We start from the raw sequence: 20,021 nt of genomic DNA on the forward strand, positions 1-20,021 counted from the left end.
CGGCGAATGACGCAGCAGCTTGCCATGATCGTGGGCCTGGGCAATCCAGGCCCCGACTACGAGCACACCCGTCATAACGCCGGCGCCCTGTTCGTCGAAGCACTGGCCCGCCAGGCGGGTCAGTCGCTGCGACCGGAAAAGAAATACCACGGTCTCTACACCCGCCTGCGCTGGCAGGGTCTCGACCTGCATCTGCTCAACCCCACCACCTTCATGAACCGCAGCGGCCTGGCCATCAAGGCACTGGCGGACTTCTACAAGATCTCTGCGGACCAGATCCTGATCGCCCACGACGAACTGGACCTACCCCCCGGTACCGCAAAACTGAAGAAAGGCGGCGGCCATGGTGGCCACAATGGTCTGCGCGACACCATCAACCATCTCGGCACTCGCGACTTTCACCGCCTCCGTCTCGGTATTGGCCACCCCGGCGACAGCCGTCAGGTAACCGGCTACGTACTTGGTCGTTTTGGCAAGAAGGAAACCGAGCAACTCGAAGACCTGATTGATGAAGTCATCCGGGTACTCCCTGACGCGGCCAATGGCAACATGGCCCCGGCGATGAACCGGCTGCACAGCTTCAAGCCGCAGGACTGACCGGACCACCTCCCCTAACGCCACCAGCGTCACCACCGCTTTCAGGGTGACCGCACAGCGCGATCTCCCCTTACTCGCACCACGGTGCGGACACCGGTATAATCCGGCCACATTTTTCAGTATCAGCAGAGGCATTCCATGGGTTTTAACTGCGGCATTGTCGGCCTACCCAACGTGGGCAAATCCACCCTGTTCAACGCGCTCACCAAAGCGGGCATCGGTGCCGAGAACTTCCCGTTCTGCACCATCGAACCCAATGCCGGCGTGGTCCCCATGCCTGACCCGCGCCTCAACAAGTTGGCAGAGATCGTGAAGCCGGAGCGGGTGATCCCCACCAGCATGGAATTCGTCGACATTGCCGGCCTGGTCGCGGGCGCCTCCAAAGGCGAAGGCCTGGGCAACCAGTTCCTGGGCAACATCCGCCAGACCGACGCCATTGCCCACGTCGTCCGCTGTTTCGATGACAGTAACGTGATCCACGTGGCCAACCAGGTCGATCCGGCTGCCGATATCGAGGTAATCAACACCGAACTGGCACTGGCTGACCTGGATACCGTCGAAAAGGCCATCAAGCGGGTTCAGCGTGTTGCCAAGAGCGGCGACAAGACCGCCAAAGCCCAACAGGAAATCTTCGAGAAGCTGCTACCGGTGCTGAACGAAGGCAAGCCTGTGCGCAGCATGGACCTGAGCGACGATGAGCGCGCCACCATTCGCGAACTGTGCCTGCTCACCGTCAAGCCCACCATGTACATCGCCAACGTCAATGAGGACGGCTTCGAGAACAACCCGTACCTGGACAAGGTCAAAGCCATCGCTGCGGAAGAGAACGCCGTGGTGGTGCCCATCTGCAACAAGATGGAAGCGGAAATCGCAGAACTGGAAGACGACGAGAAAGCCGTCTTCCTGGAAGAGATGGGCATGGAAGAGCCCGGGCTGGATCGCGTAATCCGCGCCGGTTACAGCCTGCTCGACCTGCAGACCTACTTCACCGCAGGGGTAAAGGAAGTGCGAGCCTGGACCGTGCGTGTCGGCGCCACAGCGCCACAGGCTGCCGGCGTCATCCACACCGACTTCGAACGCGGCTTCATTCGCGCCGAGGTGGTTGGCTACGACGACTACATCGCCTGCAATGGCGAGGCCGGCGCCAAGGATGCCGGCAAGTGGCGCCTGGAAGGCAAGGACTACATCGTCAAGGACGGTGACGTCATCCACTTCCGTTTCAACGTCTGAGGCCACCCCAGCGCCTCCCAAGGCCCGCCCGCGAAAGCGCGCGGGCTTTTTCATGTCCGAAATTCAGACCTCACCGCGCTCTGCCACTCACGCAACCCAGAGGCAGCGAACGCATTTGAAATTATCCCACCGAAAGGGTTGACAGCGACCGCCAAAATCCTGAAAATACGCGCCTCGTTAGATGGTTACAGGCCATTAGACGACTTGGCAAGGTAGCTCAGTTGGTTAGAGCACAGCACTCATAATGCTGGGGTCGGCGGTTCGACTCCGCCCCTTGCTACCAGATTTCAAAGGGTTACAGTTTGCGCTGTAACCCTTTTTTCGTTGGTTGTCCCTTCTTTTTCTCGCCAGAGCGGTGCAGCACTCTATCGGAGCCAGGCTTTCATCAGAAAGGCTCACGGGAGAATTTCAAGATATTGTCACCATAATGTGAGATCGCCGTTTCCTGAAGCCGCTTAAGCAGTAGCCGCAGCTCAATGAGATCATTGCCGATATCCGCTACTTCGTCCGGATTGTCAGACGAATCGAAAATATCCGACATTTTCTTTTCCATTTCAGCTTACGCTTCAAGAACGACCTTCCACTCGGAAGTAACCAAAACCAGATTAATATCCTTCACTGTCCCACCCTTTGCCCATGCTCAACGGACTCCAACCAACCCCTCATAGTCAGGAAAGTTACTTCCCGGAGTACGCATCGCAATATACGCCTCTTTTAACTCATCGGCGGCCTGGTCATAGGCCAACAACAGCTCCTGAATATCCGCTTCGTCTTTCAAATCACCAGACTCAAGGAGCCCTTCAAAATGCTCTATCTGCTTCTGAACGCTCTGTATACTCACCACAAGCGTGGATAGAGATAGATCAACCATTACTCTCTGCCCTTGTCTGAGGCTCTGTCTTGCATTCCTATTCTTCTCATTGAGAAGCCGCATCCAGGCCAAGGGCAATCCGTCAAAGTTACCCAGCTTTGCCGAATGACGGGGCAATCACCGATTTACTTCGTTAACATCAGCCTGAACGAAACATCGTCAACCTGCCCAATCACCACGGCTTTGTCGACTTGCGCCAGGAAAACGGTATTAATTCTCTGGCGGATCTCTCCGGCCTCGGCCTCTCTCGCCACAACAATGTCGACCAGATAAGCTTCACTATCACCCTCGGCGCGCACGGTTCCAAAAAAACCAACCGCCTCGTCGCGTTCCCGGATCGCCCCCTTAAAACTGAGGTCTTCTGCAATCCTTGCCACGACTTCGTGCTCACCGTAGAAGAAATGCACCTCAGCAGGCCTGTCGGCAGGTGCTTGCGAGCATCCGGCAATTACAAACAGCGTCAGAGCGACAAGCGTTGATAGCGCTTTCATGTGCCTTCGGCCGTACGGGCATCAAAAGGGTTTCCAGCCGGCGTCCTGTCTTGTTCAGGCGATGCCTCTTTCTCCACCATCGCCAGGATCTTTGTCGCCCTTTCAAAATGATCCAGCTTATGGGTTTGAATCCACCAGGTTGCGGCTTCCATCAGCAACTCGGGATCATCATTCCTGTTGGCGAAAAAGGCATAGAATGAGACCGAGACCCCCTCACCTTTTTGCGCGATCTTGCGTCTACATACCTGGACGACTTTCTCTTTCAACGATTGTTTCACCGTGCACTCCATACGCCGGATACAGGCTCACGGCGGGCTTTACCCGCCGTGTTACCGCTTCACACCTAGAACGGGTGGCCATCGAACTGTTTGGCACCGTCGCCGATCGTCAGCCAGCCGGGCTTTTCAGACACAAACTCATGAAAGGCGTTCTCCAGCGGCAGCTCATCGTCAATGCAATTGGCGGCAACCGGGAAGGATTCCGCCTCGGAAAGTACCTCCCCCAGAGCCGTACCACACACCGAGCAGAAGCACCGATCGTATTTGTAGGGCGGCTGTGCCTTGAAGGTAGCTATCCGATCACGGCCCTGAGTAATCCTGAACGTATCCGCCCTCACAAACACCAGCGCACTTGCGCCAACCTTGCGGCACCGAGTGCAGTGGCATGTGCCCAACATGCCTGGCGCCACACTGAGCTCAAACCGCACCTCTCCACAGCAACAGCTTCCGTTGATCATTGTCTTTTTCCTTCATTGGTTGGCTGACCGGGAATTGAAACTCCCCCGGCCATTACACAGCCAAACACTGTATAAATCAACAGTGCCTTGTGGAGCGAGAGATGATCAGGTTTGAATCAGCAATGTAACCCGACACCAATACATGGCGAACCAGGCTCAAAAATCGTACACAGCCACCGGAACACCCGCTGCCAGGAGCGTGTCCGCGATAAGAGGTTCAATTCGATCCCATCGACCGCCAGCCAGGCCACAACCGATTCGCGGCATATGCACGGAGGAGCCGGTTTCCATGGCTCTGTGGGCTACCGCTGCCAGGCCGGTGCGAACCGCGTCGTAGCGAATTGGTGGAGTTTTCTGCCCCCGCCGGGCGATGCCCCGTTGGCCGATGAGGTTGGCCACCTCAACAAATGTTTCCACCGGTACAAACTGGACACTGCCGAGGGCTGGTGGTGAGTTGCTGGCGTAAGCCTCCCGATAGGATCGCTCCGGCGCCGGCCACCGTTTGCTGAGGGCAAGCACAAAGCCCCGCCCCCACTTGCCGAGGTCATTGCAGACATGAACGATGATTCTGGGTTTTGCCGCGGCCTCTTGAGGATCGGTGGCGTCACCTTTTAGATAGCGAATTGCCGTCAAACAAACGCCCTCCTTTGCACCAGAATTCTGGCAGAGTTGATGTTGGTTACTCACCCTCCACCAACTGCCGGTGCCTCAGGCAGGCGTTGTTGCGGAACGCTTTGTTCCTGGAGTTGGCTTCCCGCTCATGCTGCGTAATCCAGTACTCACACTCTTCCCGGGCATTGGCGATCAGCATGGACCGCTGCGCCGTGTAGGTTCTCAGCGGGGCGTACGGGTCCTGTTTTGGGGGTGGCGTATCGTGCACCACGATGTCTGGCGTGATCGCGGTGACGTTGGAAGTGGCTTTGCCGGATGACAGCCAGTCCGAAGCATTGCTGATGGCGCTGCCAGCAAACAGCATTGATGCCCCGAACAGCGCCAGCAGGGTAAGAACATTGGCGGTAAACACCGCAAGAACAACCTTGAGGAATCCCACAGCCAGCTCCCTTGACCGTTGATCATGGATTGCTCAGTTATGTTACCGCAGCGCTCGCCGTTGTTCTATTGCGAGTTATTGTCCGGAGTTTACTCGACTCCTTCAGGCCAGGCCGACAGGGTGCTCAGCGCCTCACGGACCAGTTGACGGCGTTTCGGCAGATCCGCCAGACCGTTCGGCATGTCGATGTGAAGCGCAAAGAACACCGGACCATCGGGCCACTCAATCCAGCCAACCCACCAGCCTCGCTCTCCGTCCCAGCCGGTCTTGCTCCGCAGTCGCCATTCCGGGCCGGCGGCCGAGATCATCAGGTCCCGCACCAGGCGCTGGTGGCGCTCCAGAAATGGCAGTCGGTTGCGGTAGAGCCGCTGGAGGAAATCAAGTTGTCCATCGGCAGACACCGCCAGCTCACCGTCGATCCAGAATGCCGGCGTCGTGCCGCCAGGATTGGCGTTGCCATAATCCACCAGATTCAGGTAATAGCGCTCGGTGTCCCGACCCAGCACGTCGGCAAACCCTTCATACACCCACACCACTGAGTGGGTCATCGCCGAACGCAGAGTCTGGTTGCGGTTCCAGGTCTCCATTCCACGGTCTTCGCCATCCCAGGGCAGCACATCGAACTCACTGGCCACCAGGCCGGCATCCAGCGCAAACAGAGTATGGGGAATCTTGAACGTCGATGCCGGACTGTAACGCCGACCGGCCCGGGCCTGATTGTGATACCAGGTTTGCGGGCCGGCGCTGCGGTGGTCAACCACCGCCAATGTGCCCGACACGCCCGCCTGCCGGAACAGCTCGGCCCAGTCCTCGCGCTCCCCGGCGCCAGCCGCCATCGCCGGCCAGCTCCCCAGCAGCAGCCATAATAACGCCCACCATTGCCAATGCCTGTTCATCCCGCTCTCCTGCTCTGGTTGATGATCCATCTATTGCAACGCGATCAGATGGCAAAGCGGTGATGCAATTGTGGCGAAATGTGGCAATGATCAATCTGCGCTCAAAGTACCGAAACCGAGGGAGTGCATCTGTGCTTCGATACGCTGGGAAAGCCAGCCAAGCACGGTGCTGTCATCGCCCGGCACCGTGCAGCTGTGGGCCAGATAGGGGAACCAGGTGGAAACCTGGCCGTGGGCCACAGTGCCCAGGCCGGAGCCGGCCGTTTCTGACAGCCCGGCCAGCAGCGGCGCCGGCACATAGCCCCAGCCCAGGCCGTCACGAATGGCATCCCGAACCAGTTCGAAACTACTCAACCCCAACCGTTCCCCTGCCACTTCCGGCACATGGAAGCGGGCCTCGCCGGCCTGGTCCAGATAGACCACCTGAGGCACATCCGCCAGATCGGCATTGCTGACCTGCGACAACTGGCTGAGGGGGTGATCCTGTGCAACCGCCAGCGTCATCGTGATTCGCCCCAGCACCCGGCTGTGGATTTCCGGCCCGGCCTGTAACCCAGGGCCACCCAAACAGCAGGCCAGATCCAGCTGGCCCTGATGCAACTGGCGCAGCAGCACCTCCGGACTGGCGTAAAGCATGTTCAGCTCCAACCCCGGTCGGTGCTGACGCAGGTCCCGGATGATTTGTCGCCAGAATGCCTCGGGCAGCACGTCATCACGCCCCAGGCGCAGTTTTGCGGGCTCACCGTCCCGGCTGTGGTCAACATTGCGACGTAGTTTGTCTGCCAGGGCAATGAGCCGGACGGCGTCATCAACCATGGCCTCACCGGCGGGTGACAGCGCCATGCTGTTGCCACTGCGCCGGAACAGCGGTGCCGCGAGTTCGTCCTCCAGGGCGGCAATGGCCATGCTCACCGTGGTGCGGTTGCGCCCCAACCTTGCAGCGGCCCGGCTCACCGAACCGGTCTGGGCCACCGCCACGAAATAACGCAGGGATTCCACTTTCACGGGCACTTCCTCCAGGCTGTTCCTCGCCGACCTCAAGCGCCAAATACTATGACACTGAGCAACTGGCGTCGCCAGGACAGCTCCCCTACTGTCTCGATTCTCCCCCTATCAACGGTATCTGGAGTTCTGAAAAATGCATTGGGTGTTCTTACTGTTGGCCATTCTTGGCGAAGTCGCCGGCACAACGTCAATGAAGCTGCTGGTCTCCGCCGGCCATCCCTGGGCAGGCTCGCTGGTCGTCACGGCAATGATTGGCCTGTCTTACGTGCTGCTCAGCCAGGCCACGCTGCGCATTCCCATCGCCATGGCGAACGCGTTCTGGGAAGGACTGGGCATGATCCTGATTGCCACCGTGTCCTGGCTCTGGCTGGACGAACAGATCCAGCCCAAGCAGGCTGCGGCCATTGCGCTGGCAGTGGTGGGAATCGTGATCCTGAACATCGGCCATCACCGGCAGGAGTCGCAGGTATGAGTATCTATCTGGGCTATGTTCTGGGGTCGGTGGTGCTGGACATCATCGCCAACGTCCTGCTGCAGCTGTCGGACGGCTTCCGCCACAAGCGCTGGGGCATTGCCGCGGTGCTCTGCATCATGGCGGCCTTTGCCCTGCTGGCACTGGCGGTCACGGGAATGGAGCTGTTTCTGGCCTATGCGCTCTGGGGTGCGCTGTCCATTAGCGGCACCGCCCTGGCAACCCGCTGGCTGTTCAATCACCGTCTCAACCGCTGGAGCTGGACCGGGCTGGCGATTCTGATCGTCGCCATCATCCTGATGCAGTGGGGTGGACACTGACCGCGTCGAGCAGGGTCAGCAACTGACGCTGCTGGCTTGCCGGCAGCGCATCTTCAAGCGTGTACCGGTCCAGGGTTGCCAGAAAGGCGGCCAACGCTTCGCCAAAGATGCCCTTGAGCCCACAGGCCGGCGCGATGACACATCGGTTATCGGCGGAGAAACACTCCACCAGTGACAGATCCTGTTCGGTCTGACGCACCAGGGCGCCGATGTTGATCGCCTCCGGGGCCTGCGCCAGGCGCATTCCCCCGTGCTTGCCCCGCACCGTTTCAATGTGGCCACTGCGATTGAGCTGATGCACCACCTTCATCAGGTGGTTTCGGGACACCTGATAGCTGTCGGCAATCTCCTGAATGGTGACCAGGCGCTCCTGGTGCAACGCCAGGTAGATCAGCACACGCAGCGAGTAATCGGTGTAACGGGTTATGTGCATTCAATCACTCCAGACAGGCCCGGGTCTTACCCGGTAGCGGTTGCCGCCGGCACAGCGGTTATCAGTGTATCGGTCTGCCCAAATGCTTCAGTGCCACCAGTCGTAGCACGTAGGCCACCTTTAGTCCTGCCGCAAACACCATGGTACCAATGTGGGCACCAATCTGCGCCGACATGGGCAGCGCCCCTGCCAGCGGGTACGCCAGCATGACGGTGCTCACCAGAGCCAGGAAGCACACCAGCAGGGTTCGGTTGGCAAACAACAGCGTCGGGGCCATGACAGTCCTCCTCACAATGCCCGATCGCAACCGGTCGCGGACATTGTCCTGGGTCAACTATAACAAATATTCTGTTTACATCTTAATCTTTGAAGATGTATTTTGGAAGCATCTTTTGAGGATTCAGCAGACAGGAGCGAATCATGACCGCCACTCCCCACTCCCCTGAGCACCACGACAGCCACCACGATCCCGATGCCAACGCGGTTGATCTCCAGGGGCTCCAGACATTACCCGATGACCGGCTGGTGGAGCACATACTCACCCGCTACCACGACACCCACCGCCGTCAGCTGCCGGAACTGATTCGGCTGTCACAAAGGGTGGAGCGGGTCCACGGCGGCCACCCGGCCTGCCCCGCCGGGCTCAGTGACCATCTGGAGACCCTGCAGGATGAGCTGGATATGCATATGCAGAAGGAGGAACGCATCCTGTTTCCGATGATCCTTCGCGGCGCCACAGGCATGGCGGTGGCGCCGGTGCAGGTCATGCGCCAGGAGCATGATGAACACGACGATGCTCTTGAGCGGCTGCTCGCTCTGACCAACCGGCTCACGCCACCGGAGGACGCCTGCGGCAGCTGGCAACGGCTCTATAGCGGTCTGGCTACGCTGGTCGCCGATCTGAAGGAGCATATCGAGATCGAGAACTCGGTGCTGTTCCAGCGTGTGGGTTGATACGGTGGGGAATCGAGTTTGGGGACAGCACACCCTTGCAGCTATGCTGTGGCTTTCCATTGCCAAGGACATTGTCCGATGATATCCACCAGAACCCTGTTTGCACTGGCCTCATTGTCCCTGTTTATGGGCTGCAGCAGTGTGCCGACAGACCAGGCCAGCGCCACAGTCCTGCCACAGACTGCCACCAGCAAACCCGAGCAGGACGCGCTGATGGATGTGCGGCGAGACTTCGTGCCGCATCTGTGGTCCGATCACAAGTTTGTCGCGGGCACCGCCGAGCAGTGCGCCCGCCGGGGCGAAGACAGCTTGCGTCTGCTCGGGTTTGATCACGTGGTCCGTAACGGCACCTTCGTGTATGGCAACTTCTTCGGCGAATTCAGTGGCAACCGGGCAGCGGTGAAGTGTGTGGCCATGGCGGATCGAACCTTCGCCTACACCATGGTCGCCGGGCCCCGGGTCAAACTGGTGGAGCGGCTGCGCAATGAGATCGTCTGGCGCCTGGACACCCGCGAAGACTGATCAACCAACCGCCAGCGTGACCGCCAGCACCAGGGGCGCCGTCACCACGGCCAGCACATTGGCGCCCATGAACGGTATCAGCCGGGGAATATCATTGGCATAACGAATCGCCCCCCACAACGTGAACACCGCTGCCAGCATCGGCACCAGGGCCAACAGCGCCAGTGCTGGCAGCCGGTCACCGACCACGCCCAACCCCACCGTCAACGCCGCCGACAGCAGAAAGCCACCGTACAGCGCATTACTCGCTGACAGCCCGAGGGCGATCGGAATGTGCCGACGGCCAACGGCAGCATCCGCCTCCCGGTCGGGGTACTGGTTCAACAGCAGCAGGTTGTTGACCAGGAAGAACGGCACCAGTGAAATCAACGCCGCCAGGCTGGTGAATTCGCCGGCCAGGGCATACTGGGTACCCATCACCATAAGCGGGCCAAACGCCACTCCCGGCGCCACCAGACAGACCCAGGGCAGGCGGTTGATCCAGTGGGTGTAGGTCAGAATGATCACCACGCCCAGCAGACCAATGGGCAGGATGCCCCAGCCGTGCCGCAGAATGACGTAGCCCCCCGCCAGCACCGTCACCGCCAGGGTCAGGAGCGCGGAGTTGAGCACAGACACCGCCGCCGCCGGCCGCTCCACCAGGGAACCGCTGCCCCCGCTGAACGGGGTGCGCTGAGTCTGGGCATCCAGGCCGCTGCGAAAATCAAAGTACTCGTTGAAGGCATTCACACTCATGTGGGCACACAGCGCGCCACCAAGGGCCACCAGGGCATCCCCCCAGTGAATAGCGGCGCCGGTGAGCCAGGCCGCAACGACCCCAAGGCCCACACACACCGGGGTCAGAACCAGAAAAGGAACACGAAACGAACGAATAACGGCTTTCAAGGGACCTCCGCCCAGACACATGATATGAAATAACGGATAAATGTTAAGCCAAGACGACCATCGCTGCCTTGGTCCGGATCAACCCCCGCTCTCGCCACTGCCGTTTTTGGACTACTGGATGTCGCCCCGGAGCCGGCCCGCCTGTCGGTGGCGAGCCACAGTAGGACAAAACCCACCCGAACATGCGGAGACGGCCATGGCGATCAAATTCGAGCAGGCTCTGTTGGACTACCCTCAACAACGCGCCGGCGCAGCGCGTCAGACCGACAGCGTCGACCAGTCGGACCGGCGGGTCCCCATCAATCTGCGCCAGTCCGGGCCCACACCGGTGGAAATGCTGATCTCCACACGCGTGCGCAAATCCCCCTACTGGCACCTGGCGGTGGAAGCCGGCTGCTGGCGGGCCACCGTCTACAACCGCATGTACCACCCCCGCGGTTATGTGCGGCCAGAGGACGGTGGCGCCATGGTGGAGTACCAGTCACTGGTGAACGACGTCACCCTCTGGAACGTGGCGGTGGAGCGGCAAATCCAGGTCAAAGGACCAGATGCCGAAGCTTTCGTGAACTATGTGATCACCCGCGACGCCACCAAGATCAAGCCCATGCGGGGCAAGTACGTCATCCTCTGCAACGAGGACGGCGGCATCCTCAATGATCCGGTACTGCTGCGGGTCGCCGAAGACGAGTTCTGGTTCTCGCTGTCCGACAGCGATCTGGAACTGTGGCTGCGAGGGGTAAACCTGGGCAAGGGGTTTGATGTCAGCATTGCCGAGATTGATGTGGCGCCGGTACAGATCCAGGGGCCCAAGTCCGAGGCGCTGATGGCGGATCTGTTCGGCGACGAGGTCCGGGATATTCCATTCTACGGACTGATGGAAGGCCAGGTGGCGGGTCGGGACGTGATCGTATCGCAGACCGGCTTTACCGGTGAAAAGGGTTACGAGATCTATCTCAAGGACGCCAGCCGGTACGCGGAAGACCTCTGGTACACCGTATTGCGGGCAGGCGAACGCCACAACCTTCGGGTGATCGCCCCTGCCCACCACCGTCGCATTGCCGCCGGCATCCTGTCCTGGGGGCAGGACGTGGATCAGGAAACCCTGCCATTCCAGTGCAACCTGGCCTATCAGGTCCCCCGGAATAAAGCCGCCGATTACATCGGCAAAGCACGGCTGGAAGCGGTGCGGGATGAGATCGATGCCGGCAGGCCGCCGTTCCGCCTGGTGATGGTGGGCCTGCGACTTGGCGGGGCCCCGGTAACCGATTACGCCAACGACTTCTGGCTGGTCAGCGAACGGGATGGCGACGAAGCCGTGGGCTATGTCACCTCCCCCTGGTATTCACCGGAGCTGGAAACCAACATCGCCCTGGCCTACGTGCCCTGGGAGCTGCGCCATCTGGGCACCGAGCTGAGCGTCAGGCTGCCACCGGAGTACGCCGCCGCCGACGGCAGCCTGGATGCGGACGCCGAAGTGGTGGAAGTGCCCTTCCGGCCTTCGGTCAATCCCAACGCCCGGGAACGGGCCCGGGCCCGCGGCATCGACTTCGCGGACTGAACGGAGCGGCGGGAGAAACGCCATGAAACTGGTCCACGATCCCGCCCACGACCCGGCCATGACCGAGGCCTGTGCCGACGGTCTGGCCGCCATGGCGCGGGACGCCTCCATTGAACTGACCCCGCGCCAGATCGCGGCGGTAGACGAGTTGCGCCAGTGGCTGGCCGAAGGCACCCGGGTGTATGTGCCTTACCTGCCCAACGCCGACTACCAAGACGTGATCCTTGCCTGCCAACGGCTGCTCGACGCCGGGCTGACCGCGGTACCGCACTTCCCGGCCCGCGCCATGACCAGCCAACAGCAGGCCCGGGACCATCTGGACGCCCTCGCCACCCACGGTGTCCGTGAGCTGATGCTGATTGCCGGTGATACGCCGCGACCGGCCGGACCGTATACCGATTCGCTGGCGCTGCTGAAGTCGGGACTGCTCCAACGCCATCGCTTTGGACTGGGGATTGCCGGCCACCCCGAGGGCCACCCGGCGGCCGACAGCTCGGCGCTGAAAACGGCGCTAAACACCAAGCGCGAGTACGCCCTGGCGACTGACACGCCAATGTGGGTGGTGACCCAGTTCGCCTTCGAGGCGGGCAGTTTTCTGGACTGGCTGCACGATCACGGCGACGTCATTGCGCCCCTGCCGGTGCATTTTGGCATTGCCGGTCCGACCCGGCTGCGAACCCTGATGGCCTACGCGGCCCAGTGCGGCGTCGGTGCCTCGGCGCGGGCGTTGATGCGCCACCCGGAAACCACGCGGCTGCTGCGCAGCTGGACACCCGACGGTCTGGTACAGGCTCTGGCGTGCTATCGTCTGGAGCACCCGCTCTCACTGTTCCACGGCCTGCACATTTTCCCGTTCGGTGGTCTCAAGCGCTCCGCCAAGTGGCTGGAGGGTCTGGTGGCCGCCGGCCAGCCCGAACGCGCCCCACACCTGTCGGAAGGCCTCCAGCCATGTCCCTGACCTCATCCGAATCCACCGCTGTCACCACCGCCACTCTGCCACCGCCCGGCACCCCGGACATTGAGATTGCCCGCGCGGTGCAGCCCCAGTCGATCCTGCTGCTGGCACAGCAACGTCTGGGGTTGGCGGCAGACAGCCTGATTCCGTTCGGCCACTACAAGGCCAAGCTGGACACCCGTCACGTTGGCCCGGTCGATCCGGCCAGTTTTGGCCGTCTGGTGCTGGTGACCGCTATCACCCCCACGCCGGCCGGCGAAGGCAAGACCACCACCAGCGTTGGCCTCAACGACGGCTTCAACCAGCTGGGCGTACGCTCCTCGGTGTGTCTGCGGGAGCCGTCACTGGGCCCCTGTTTCGGAATGAAGGGCGGGGCAGCCGGGGGCGGTCGTGCCCAGGTGATCCCGATGGAGGACATCAACCTGCACTTCAATGGCGACTTCCACGCCATCACTGCCGCCCACAACCTGCTGGCATCGATTCTCGACAACCATATCCACTGGGGCAATGAGGCCGGCCTAGACCCCCGTCATGTGTACTGGCGCCGGGTGCTGGACCTGAATGACCGCGCCCTGCGCAACACCATCGTCGGTCTTGGCGGCGGCGCCCACGGTTTGCCCCGGGAGACCGGGTTCGACATCACCGTGGCGTCGGAGATCATGGCCATCCTGTGCATGGCGGACGACCTGACCGACCTGCGCCAACGCCTTGGCCGGATCATCGTCGGCCGGCGCCACGACCACACGCCGGTGACCGTCAGTGATCTGGGGGTGGAAGGGGCCCTGGCGATCCTGCTGCGGGATGCGCTGCAACCAAACCTGGTGCAAAGCCTGGAGCATAACCCAGTGTTTATCCACGGCGGCCCGTTCGCCAACATCGCCCATGGCTGCAACTCGGTGATGGCCACGCGCTACGCCCTCAGCCTCAACGACGTGGTGGTGACTGAAGCGGGCTTCGGCGCCGATCTGGGGGCAGAGAAGTTCATCGACATCAAGTGTCGCCAGAGCGGCCTGGCGCCCGATGCGGTGGTGCTGGTATGCACGGTACGCGCCCTCAAAATGCAGGGCGGCATGCGCAAGGTGGAACTGGCCCGTCCCGATCTGACAGCCCTGCACGAGGGCGCTGCCAATCTGGAGCGTCATATCCTCAACCTGCGCCAGTTCGGGCTGACGCCGGTGGTGTCCATCAACCGTTTCCCCACCGATGCCGAAGAGGAACTCATCGCCATCCAGGCAATCTGTCGCGAACTGGGTGTCAACGCCGTGGTGGCAAACCACTGGGCCCTGGGTGGCGCCGGCGCAACCGACCTGGCCCAAGCGGTACTGGATCAGCTGGCCGCAGGTACGCCGGAGGTACAACCGCTCTACCCGGACCACTGGACTCTGGTGGAGAAGATCGAAACCATCGCCAGCCGCCTTTACCACGCCGGCGATGTCGCCTTCAGCGCCGACGCCCGACGGCAACTGGAGGAATACCAGCAGCTTGGCTTTGGCCACCTGCCGGTCTGCATCGCCAAGACCCAGTACAGTTTCTCCGCCGATCCCAAACTTCGCGGCGCCCCCAGTGGCCACACCCTGCCGGTACGGGAGGTGCGCCTGTCGGCGGGTGCCGGATTTGTGGTGGCGGTGTGCGGCGACATCATGACCATGCCCGGCCTGCCCAGGCACCCCGCAGCACTCGATATGGGTCTGAACGCCGAGGGCGACGTCTATGGTCTGGTGTGAACACGGGACGGGTATGAGAACGGGACTGGCATGAATGTAGCTCAGCGGCGAAAACTGCTCTAAGCTATTCGGGCGAAAGCGGGTGATAGCGGAACACGCCAAAGGTAGGCTCGGCCTGGGCTCGGCTTAGGGCATCAGTGGCCGGAGAGCGCCATTCGCCGAAAGGCGCGGCTTCCGCACCGGCTGCAAGCAACGCTGCCGTCCGTGGCTGACGGTCAGCCTTGGGCGCCGCCCCCATGTACTTCCGGTAACAGCGACTGAAATGGGTGGCGGAGACGAAACCACACATGGCGGCAATCTCCACCACCGAACAGGACGTCTGCTTCAACAGCCGCCGAGCACGATCCAGTCTTAATTTCAGATAGTAACGTGAGGGCGTGCAGCCCAGGTGCTTGAGAAACAGCCGCTCCAGCTGGCGCCGCGAGACCGCTGCCAGCATCGCCAGCTCCTGCAATTCCAACGGCTCCTCAATGTTGGCCTCCATCAACTGGGCCACTTCCGCCAGCTTGGGCTGAGCCACCGCCAGTTGGTGTCGCAGGGGCAGCGGTTGCTGCTCGCAGTCCTCCCGCACCCGGTCGCAAACGAACATGTCGGAGATGGCATCGGCCAGAGGTTGCCCATGCCGGCGGGCCAGCATACCCAGCATCATGTGCAGCGGTACTTCACCCCCGGTGCAGGTCATCCGGTCACGGTCGAGGCTGAACAGCCGGTTGTTGCAATGCACCCGCGGAAACCCTTCCTGCAGGGCCGCCAGGCACTCCCAGTGGGCGCTGCAGTGGTAGCCATCCAGTAGCCCGGCACTGGCCAGCACATAAGCGCCGGTGCACAACGCGCCCAGCGGCACACCGCGACGAGCCAGATCCCGCAGCCAGGCCTGCTCGCGACCGCTAAAGCTGCGGGTGACATTGATGCCAGCCACCACAATCACCAGGTCGAAGCGACGGCCATCCACCATCGCCGCATCCGGCATCACCACCATGCCATCGCTGGCTCGCACCGGCTGGCCGTCCACCGACACCAGCTGCCAGGTGTAGAGTTCACTTCCGGTGAGCTGGTTGGCCATGCGCAGGGGCTCGATGGCACTGGCCAGCGCCATCAGGGTGTAGTTTTCGATCAGCAGAAAGCCGACTCGATAGGCTGCCGGGCTCGCGCCTGGGCTCCGGTCACATTCCGCCATGTCATCACCTCCCTGGACATCCTGTCCCTGCCGAATGAGTCGACCACCCTGCACACTTTTTGACCATAACGCCCACAACGATCAGCCGCAACCATCACCCGCCTGATCCCCTGCTACCGGCGCTCAGCTGCGCATTCGCGCGGCCCCTGGATCGTACAGTGAACGGTAGCCCACCGCTTCGATGCGGATCGGGTAATGCTCGCTGAAGTATTCCAGCACCAGCTCCCGCCCCTCCTCGGCATACTCCGCCGGAATGTAGCCCAGCAGCAGCATCTTGCCGACAGAGGGCCCAAAGGCCGCACTGGTGTTGTAGGAGCGGCGCCCCTCACTGTCCACCAGCACGTCGTTGGTGGCCGGATCAAGAATCGGCCACTGCCCCACCGGATAGCGGGCAACACCGTCGGCATCCCGGTTGTCCACCATGCTCAGGGTACACAGGTAGGCCGCTTGCCGAGGCCGCTGGCGCTGGGCCAGGTAGCCCGCCTTGCCATGAAAATCGGCGTCCTTCACTTTCTTGCGGGCCAGGTCCGCCTCGTAGAGGTTGTAATCGGTTTCCAGGTCCACATTCTGCAGCCGCAGGCTGTTTTCCAGCCGTCGGGTATTGGCGTAGGTTTCGATACCCACCGGCACCACACCCGCATCGAACAGCAGGTCCCAGAGCCGCAGGCCATAGCAGGGCGCGATGTACAGCTCCCAGCCCTGCTCACCCACGTAGGAGATACGGAAGGCCCACACCGGGATGCCTGCTACCCGCAGTTCGCGGGCGGTGGCAAAGGGGAAGTTGTCGTTGGCGATCTCATCAGGGTCGTCGAGGAACTGTTCCAGGGTCTCCCGCGCCTTCGGCCCCCACAGTCCCAACGTAGCCAGGGCCTCGGTGCGGTCTTCAATGTGGACATCGGTCAGCCCCTGGCGCTCACTCATCCGCCGTATCCATACCAGGTCCCGGTGACCGGTGTCACCGCCGCAGATCACCCGGTATTGCTGCTGCCCCAGACGGACAATGGTCAGGTCGGCACGAATACCGCCGCGGTCGTCGAGGAAGTGGGTGTAGACGCCCTTCCCCACCGGGGTGCTGCCGCCGACCCGGGCCACCGACAGGTACTCCATCAACGCCTCGGCGTCTGCACCGGATACATCCAGAATGCAGAAGTGGGATAGGTTGATCATCCCCACGCCCTCACTCATCGCCAGCCCTTCGGCATCCGAGACCTCCCAGAAGTGGCGGCTGTCCCACTCATGGGCCCGTTCCGGTACGCGGTCCCGGTACCGCTCCAGCAGGGTGGCCTCGTTGCTGCGGTAACCATGAGCCCGCTCCCAACCGGCGGCTTCCATGAAGTAGGCCCCCAGCTCCACCTCACGGGGGTAGAACGGACTGGTGCGCAACCGCCGGCCACTGAGGTAGGGCTCACGGGGATGCACCGCCGGGGTGTAGATTTTCTTGGCGGTCTCGTAACAGCGATCGTAGACATACCCACGCGCCTTCTGGGGCGGGTAGAAACGGGCGATGTCGACGCTGTGGGGGTCCAGCTCCGGCTGACCGTCGGTGAGCCAGTCCGCCAGCAGCTTGCCCGCTCCGGGACCGTCCTTGACCCAGATGGCCTCACAGAACCAGAGGTTGCGGACCTCCGGGGTTTCCCCAATCATCGACCCGCCATCCGGCGTCACCGACAGCAGGCCATTGAAGGAACGCTTCTCTTCCCAGCCCAGCTCTCCAAGGATCGGTGTCATGTCGATGGCTTTCTCGTAGGCGGCCATCACCTGTTCCAGATTCAGGTCGCGCATTGACGGGGACATCCGTGCGGTCTCCGGCTCGGCGATGGCCCAGGGCGACACCAGCCGGGGCTCATCCGGTTCGTAGTAGCCCCATTCAATGAGCCCGCCCTCACTGGTGGTGGGGTCACCGGTGTCACGCACGTAGGCGGAGTTGCCCTGGTCCCGGAACAGCGGATACACGATCTCTTTGCCGGTGCCTTTCAGCGCGTCATAGGGTCCGAAAAACAGCAACGGATGCTCCACCGGCATCAGTGGCAGCGCAGCACCGGCGGTGTCCGCCATGATCGGTCCCCAGATACCAATGGTCAGGACCACGTACTGGGTCTTGATGTAGCCCTTGTCAGTCTCGACACCACAGACCCGGCCATCCTGCACGTCGATGCGCCGGGCCGGGGTGTAGGGAAACGCCTGCAGGTGGCCACTGGCGACCGCCTCGTCCACCAGATCGCCGGCCACCGTTTGTGAGCGCGGCACCACCAGCCCCGCATCCGGGTCCCACATGGCGCCCTGGATCTGGCTTTCATCCAGCAGCGGGAACAGCTCCTTGGCCTGGGATGGCGTGATCAGGCTGACGTTGGTGCCAAAGGCCTTGCCGGAGCCCACTTTACGGCGGAGTTCGTCCATGCGCTCATCGTCGCCGACCCGCGCCACTTCCATCCCGCCCACCTGAATATAGTTGCCACGACGGGCATAGAACGCCTGGCTGTAGCGGGTGGTGTGAATGTTGAGCTTGTCGTGGGAGGTGGTGAAACAGAAGTCCGAAGCATGGGACGTGGAGCCGATGTCGGTGGGTATCGCCGACTTCTCCAGCCCCACGATGTTGCTCCAGCCCCGCTCAATCAGATGGTGGGCCACCGAGGCCCCTACAATGCCGCCCTGGCCAATGATCACCACATCGGCACTTTCCGGAAGTTTTGCCACAGCTTACCCCTCCCACAGTCGGTTGACGGCAGCATCTGCCGATCAATTTCACTCTGGGGGGCTAGGTGCCGGCGCGCGGTTTCCAATGCGACACGAAACCGACCAAAAGCGTCATGGCGTGAAAGGGAGGAGGTGGGAGCCCGCAGGGAGCGGGATAACGCAGAAACTCCAGCCCCGGACCGAAGTCGGGGCTGGACAAACGGGCGCTTAGCGGCGCCGTACCAGAGTGTAGTCGTCGGGAACCATAAAGGTGGAATCGTGCACCATTTGCTCAGACACTTGGGTGGCCTCGTACTCGTAGCGAACCAGAGCATTGTCCGTCCAGGCAGTAACAGCCGCGTCACGCTTGTCCTTGATGAAATTTCCCAGCGCGTTGGCAGCCGCATTGGCGACACCGCCCACACCCTTGTTCAGATCCACCGTGGAGGCATGACGACTGCCAGAAGCACCTCGACAGGCCTCAAGCTTCTGGAACCATTCCACCTTGGTGGCCAGAGGGTAGCCTTCAATGGCAGCCAGTTTCTCGGCAGTCTCCGTAATGGCGCCATTGTGAATCCGGTCCAGATCTTCGATGAAGCCACTCAACGCATCGTAGGCCTCAGGACCAATCAGTCGGGCCATCGGGTGGTTGGCCTCAAGCGCCTGATAGTAATTGTCCATCGCTTGCTGATGCACCTGCCACAGCGGGCTCTGGCCAACTTCCGGTGCCGTAGTCCAGAACACGAACTGGAACAGGTTGGTGTCCACACGACCACTCTGATCAGCCATTTCAATTTCCCAGCCGACCCGATACTCGTTCGTGCTGTAACCTCCGATCATCCGGCTGTTACCGGTTTTCTGGACATTGAACTCATTGGTTTTCAATGAAACCTGGCAACCGCGATCGTTGTAACCCTCATAGGCTTTGCCGTTGGAGTCACTGTTACCGGGGCCTACCGAATTGAAGTTGAAGCTCACGTCCGCCAGGCACCCCCCCAGTTGGCACTCCCGGTAGGATTCATCGTCGTTGTTCAGCATCCAGAGTTTGTTCTGGTCCATGCGGTAGATATCGGAGCCACTGAAGTCGGCCCAGCCCAGCATGAAACTGTCGAACTCCACATCGTTATCCACCCGGCGCCGGTCCGGGCGGGTATAGACAACCTCGGTCCCTGAGGCTTCAGGCAGATACAGCCCACCCATGGAATACTTGCCCTGGATGACCATGGTGGGGTTCTTCGGTGTGGTATCCGTCATTGGCCCTGCGCAGCCACCCAGAACGGACAGGCCAGCAACAACAACCGGAAGCGCTTTCATTCTCATAAAAATCCCTTTCATGCAAGACGTGGCAGTCACGCCAGAAGTACGACTGGTGTAACAAATACGGGGGCAGGTTATACATAACGGATCGTTATACATGCAGCCCGAATTTAGGGAGCTATTGATTAATTGGAAGACTCTGATTAAACAGCCA

The 20,021-nt window shown here is 61.4% G+C and carries 24 protein-coding genes and 1 tRNA gene; 10 read left to right on the forward strand and 15 right to left on the reverse strand.

Going from position 1 to position 20,021, the window contains the following annotated elements; all coding sequences use genetic code 11:
* Positions 1-6: 6 nt before the first annotated feature.
* The 3 genes from pth (at position 7) to J2887_RS16310 (ending at position 2,110) form a co-directional block, all read left to right on the forward strand.
* A complete protein-coding gene (pth, locus tag J2887_RS16300) occupies positions 7-597 on the forward strand; it encodes an aminoacyl-tRNA hydrolase (protein WP_227172150.1) in 591 nt (196 codons plus the stop codon).
* A gap of 138 nt (positions 598-735) precedes the next feature.
* Positions 736-1,827, forward strand: a complete 1,092-nt coding sequence (gene ychF, locus J2887_RS16305; protein WP_227172151.1) for a redox-regulated ATPase YchF — start codon at positions 736-738, stop codon at positions 1,825-1,827.
* Between the two features lie 206 nt (positions 1,828-2,033).
* Positions 2,034-2,110 (forward strand) — tRNA-Met (locus J2887_RS16310).
* Between the two features lie 102 nt (positions 2,111-2,212).
* Here J2887_RS16310 and J2887_RS16315 read toward each other — a convergent pair.
* The 9 genes from J2887_RS16315 to J2887_RS16355 all read right to left on the reverse strand — a co-directional run bounded on the left by J2887_RS16315 (position 2,213) and on the right by J2887_RS16355 (position 6,877).
* Positions 2,213-2,368: a hypothetical protein gene (locus J2887_RS16315; RefSeq protein ID WP_227172152.1), complete on the reverse strand. Its 156-nt coding sequence runs from the start codon at positions 2,366-2,368 to the stop codon at positions 2,213-2,215.
* 99 nt (positions 2,369-2,467) lie between these two features.
* A complete protein-coding gene (locus tag J2887_RS16320) occupies positions 2,468-2,698 on the reverse strand; it encodes a hypothetical protein (protein WP_227172153.1) in 231 nt (76 codons plus the stop codon).
* A 125-nt stretch (positions 2,699-2,823) separates the two neighbouring features.
* On the reverse strand, positions 2,824-3,189 hold the full coding sequence (locus J2887_RS16325; protein WP_227172154.1) for a hypothetical protein: 366 nt from the start codon (positions 3,187-3,189) through the stop codon (positions 2,824-2,826).
* Positions 3,186-3,467, reverse strand: a complete 282-nt coding sequence (locus J2887_RS16330) for a DUF6500 family protein (protein ID WP_228752819.1) — start codon at positions 3,465-3,467, stop codon at positions 3,186-3,188. The genes J2887_RS16325 and J2887_RS16330 overlap by 4 nt, the downstream gene beginning before the upstream one ends.
* A 65-nt stretch (positions 3,468-3,532) precedes the next feature.
* Positions 3,533-3,925 carry a GFA family protein gene (locus J2887_RS16335; RefSeq protein WP_324197223.1) on the reverse strand — a complete coding sequence of 131 codons (393 nt, stop codon included), beginning with the start codon at positions 3,923-3,925 and terminating at the stop codon, positions 3,533-3,535.
* A gap of 156 nt (positions 3,926-4,081) precedes the next feature.
* Positions 4,082-4,558 carry a macro domain-containing protein gene (locus J2887_RS16340; RefSeq protein WP_227172155.1) on the reverse strand — a complete coding sequence of 159 codons (477 nt, stop codon included), beginning with the start codon at positions 4,556-4,558 and terminating at the stop codon, positions 4,082-4,084.
* A gap of 46 nt (positions 4,559-4,604) precedes the next feature.
* Positions 4,605-4,976, reverse strand: coding sequence for a hypothetical protein (locus tag J2887_RS16345; protein WP_227172156.1), 372 nt, complete (start codon positions 4,974-4,976; stop codon positions 4,605-4,607).
* Between the two features lie 89 nt (positions 4,977-5,065).
* Positions 5,066-5,872: a penicillin-binding transpeptidase domain-containing protein gene (locus tag J2887_RS16350; RefSeq protein WP_227172157.1), complete on the reverse strand. Its 807-nt coding sequence runs from the start codon at positions 5,870-5,872 to the stop codon at positions 5,066-5,068.
* Positions 5,873-5,962: 90 nt separating this feature from the next.
* Positions 5,963-6,877 (reverse strand): LysR family transcriptional regulator, encoded by a 915-nt coding sequence (locus J2887_RS16355; protein WP_227172158.1) that lies wholly within the window; start codon positions 6,875-6,877, stop codon positions 5,963-5,965.
* A 133-nt stretch (positions 6,878-7,010) separates the two neighbouring features.
* Here J2887_RS16355 and J2887_RS16360 point away from each other — a divergent pair, with 133 nt between their 5' ends.
* Together J2887_RS16360 and J2887_RS16365 are read left to right on the forward strand one after the other, a co-directional pair.
* Positions 7,011-7,349, forward strand: coding sequence for a DMT family transporter (locus tag J2887_RS16360; RefSeq protein ID WP_227172159.1), 339 nt, complete (start codon positions 7,011-7,013; stop codon positions 7,347-7,349).
* On the forward strand, positions 7,346-7,669 hold the full coding sequence (locus tag J2887_RS16365) for an SMR family transporter (protein WP_227172160.1): 324 nt from the start codon (positions 7,346-7,348) through the stop codon (positions 7,667-7,669). Before J2887_RS16360 ends, J2887_RS16365 begins: the two co-directional genes overlap by 4 nt.
* Here J2887_RS16365 and J2887_RS16370 read toward each other — a convergent pair.
* Positions 7,641-8,102 (reverse strand): RrF2 family transcriptional regulator, encoded by a 462-nt coding sequence (locus J2887_RS16370; RefSeq protein ID WP_227172161.1) that lies wholly within the window; start codon positions 8,100-8,102, stop codon positions 7,641-7,643. The genes J2887_RS16365 and J2887_RS16370 overlap by 29 nt on opposite strands.
* A 61-nt stretch (positions 8,103-8,163) precedes the next feature.
* Positions 8,164-8,379: a hypothetical protein gene (locus tag J2887_RS16375; protein WP_227172162.1), complete on the reverse strand. Its 216-nt coding sequence runs from the start codon at positions 8,377-8,379 to the stop codon at positions 8,164-8,166.
* A 143-nt stretch (positions 8,380-8,522) separates the two neighbouring features.
* On the opposite strand from J2887_RS16375, the gene J2887_RS16380 reads away from it, so the two are divergent.
* Positions 8,523-9,056 carry a hemerythrin domain-containing protein gene (locus J2887_RS16380; RefSeq protein WP_227172163.1) on the forward strand — a complete coding sequence of 178 codons (534 nt, stop codon included), beginning with the start codon at positions 8,523-8,525 and terminating at the stop codon, positions 9,054-9,056.
* Positions 9,057-9,134: 78 nt separating this feature from the next.
* Entirely contained in the window at positions 9,135-9,578 is a 444-nt protein-coding gene (locus J2887_RS16385) for a hypothetical protein (protein ID WP_227172164.1), read from the forward strand.
* On the opposite strand, the gene J2887_RS16390 is transcribed toward J2887_RS16385, so the two are convergent.
* Positions 9,579-10,463, reverse strand: a complete 885-nt coding sequence (locus J2887_RS16390) for a prenyltransferase (RefSeq protein WP_227172165.1) — start codon at positions 10,461-10,463, stop codon at positions 9,579-9,581.
* A 196-nt stretch (positions 10,464-10,659) separates the two neighbouring features.
* Here J2887_RS16390 and J2887_RS16395 point away from each other — a divergent pair, with 196 nt between their 5' ends.
* The 3 genes from J2887_RS16395 to J2887_RS16405 are packed head-to-tail and all read left to right on the forward strand — an operon-like array spanning position 10,660 to position 14,700.
* Positions 10,660-12,021, forward strand: coding sequence for a glycine cleavage T C-terminal barrel domain-containing protein (locus J2887_RS16395; protein ID WP_227172166.1), 1,362 nt, complete (start codon positions 10,660-10,662; stop codon positions 12,019-12,021).
* A 22-nt stretch (positions 12,022-12,043) separates the two neighbouring features.
* The gene (locus J2887_RS16400) at positions 12,044-12,979 is read left to right on the forward strand and encodes a methylenetetrahydrofolate reductase (RefSeq protein ID WP_227172167.1); all 936 of its coding nucleotides are present in this window, start codon (positions 12,044-12,046) and stop codon (positions 12,977-12,979) included.
* The gene (locus tag J2887_RS16405; RefSeq protein ID WP_227172168.1) at positions 12,970-14,700 is read left to right on the forward strand and encodes a formate--tetrahydrofolate ligase; all 1,731 of its coding nucleotides are present in this window, start codon (positions 12,970-12,972) and stop codon (positions 14,698-14,700) included. The genes J2887_RS16400 and J2887_RS16405 overlap by 10 nt, the downstream gene beginning before the upstream one ends.
* 64 nt (positions 14,701-14,764) lie before the next feature.
* On the opposite strand, the gene J2887_RS16410 is transcribed toward J2887_RS16405, so the two are convergent.
* The 3 genes from J2887_RS16410 to J2887_RS16420 all read right to left on the reverse strand — a co-directional run bounded on the left by J2887_RS16410 (position 14,765) and on the right by J2887_RS16420 (position 19,864).
* Complete coding sequence (locus J2887_RS16410) at positions 14,765-15,877, reverse strand: GlxA family transcriptional regulator (RefSeq protein ID WP_227172169.1); 1,113 nt, start codon at positions 15,875-15,877, stop codon at positions 14,765-14,767.
* 123 nt (positions 15,878-16,000) lie between these two features.
* Positions 16,001-18,571, reverse strand: coding sequence for a GcvT family protein (locus J2887_RS16415; RefSeq protein WP_227172170.1), 2,571 nt, complete (start codon positions 18,569-18,571; stop codon positions 16,001-16,003).
* Positions 18,572-18,778: 207 nt separating this feature from the next.
* Positions 18,779-19,864 carry a hypothetical protein gene (locus tag J2887_RS16420; protein ID WP_227172171.1) on the reverse strand — a complete coding sequence of 362 codons (1,086 nt, stop codon included), beginning with the start codon at positions 19,862-19,864 and terminating at the stop codon, positions 18,779-18,781.
* Between the last annotated feature and the right edge of the window lie 157 nt (positions 19,865-20,021).

This window comes from Marinobacter sp. CA1, assembly GCF_020546665.1.
GTDB classification, from domain to species: domain Bacteria; phylum Pseudomonadota; class Gammaproteobacteria; order Pseudomonadales; family Oleiphilaceae; genus Marinobacter; species Marinobacter xestospongiae.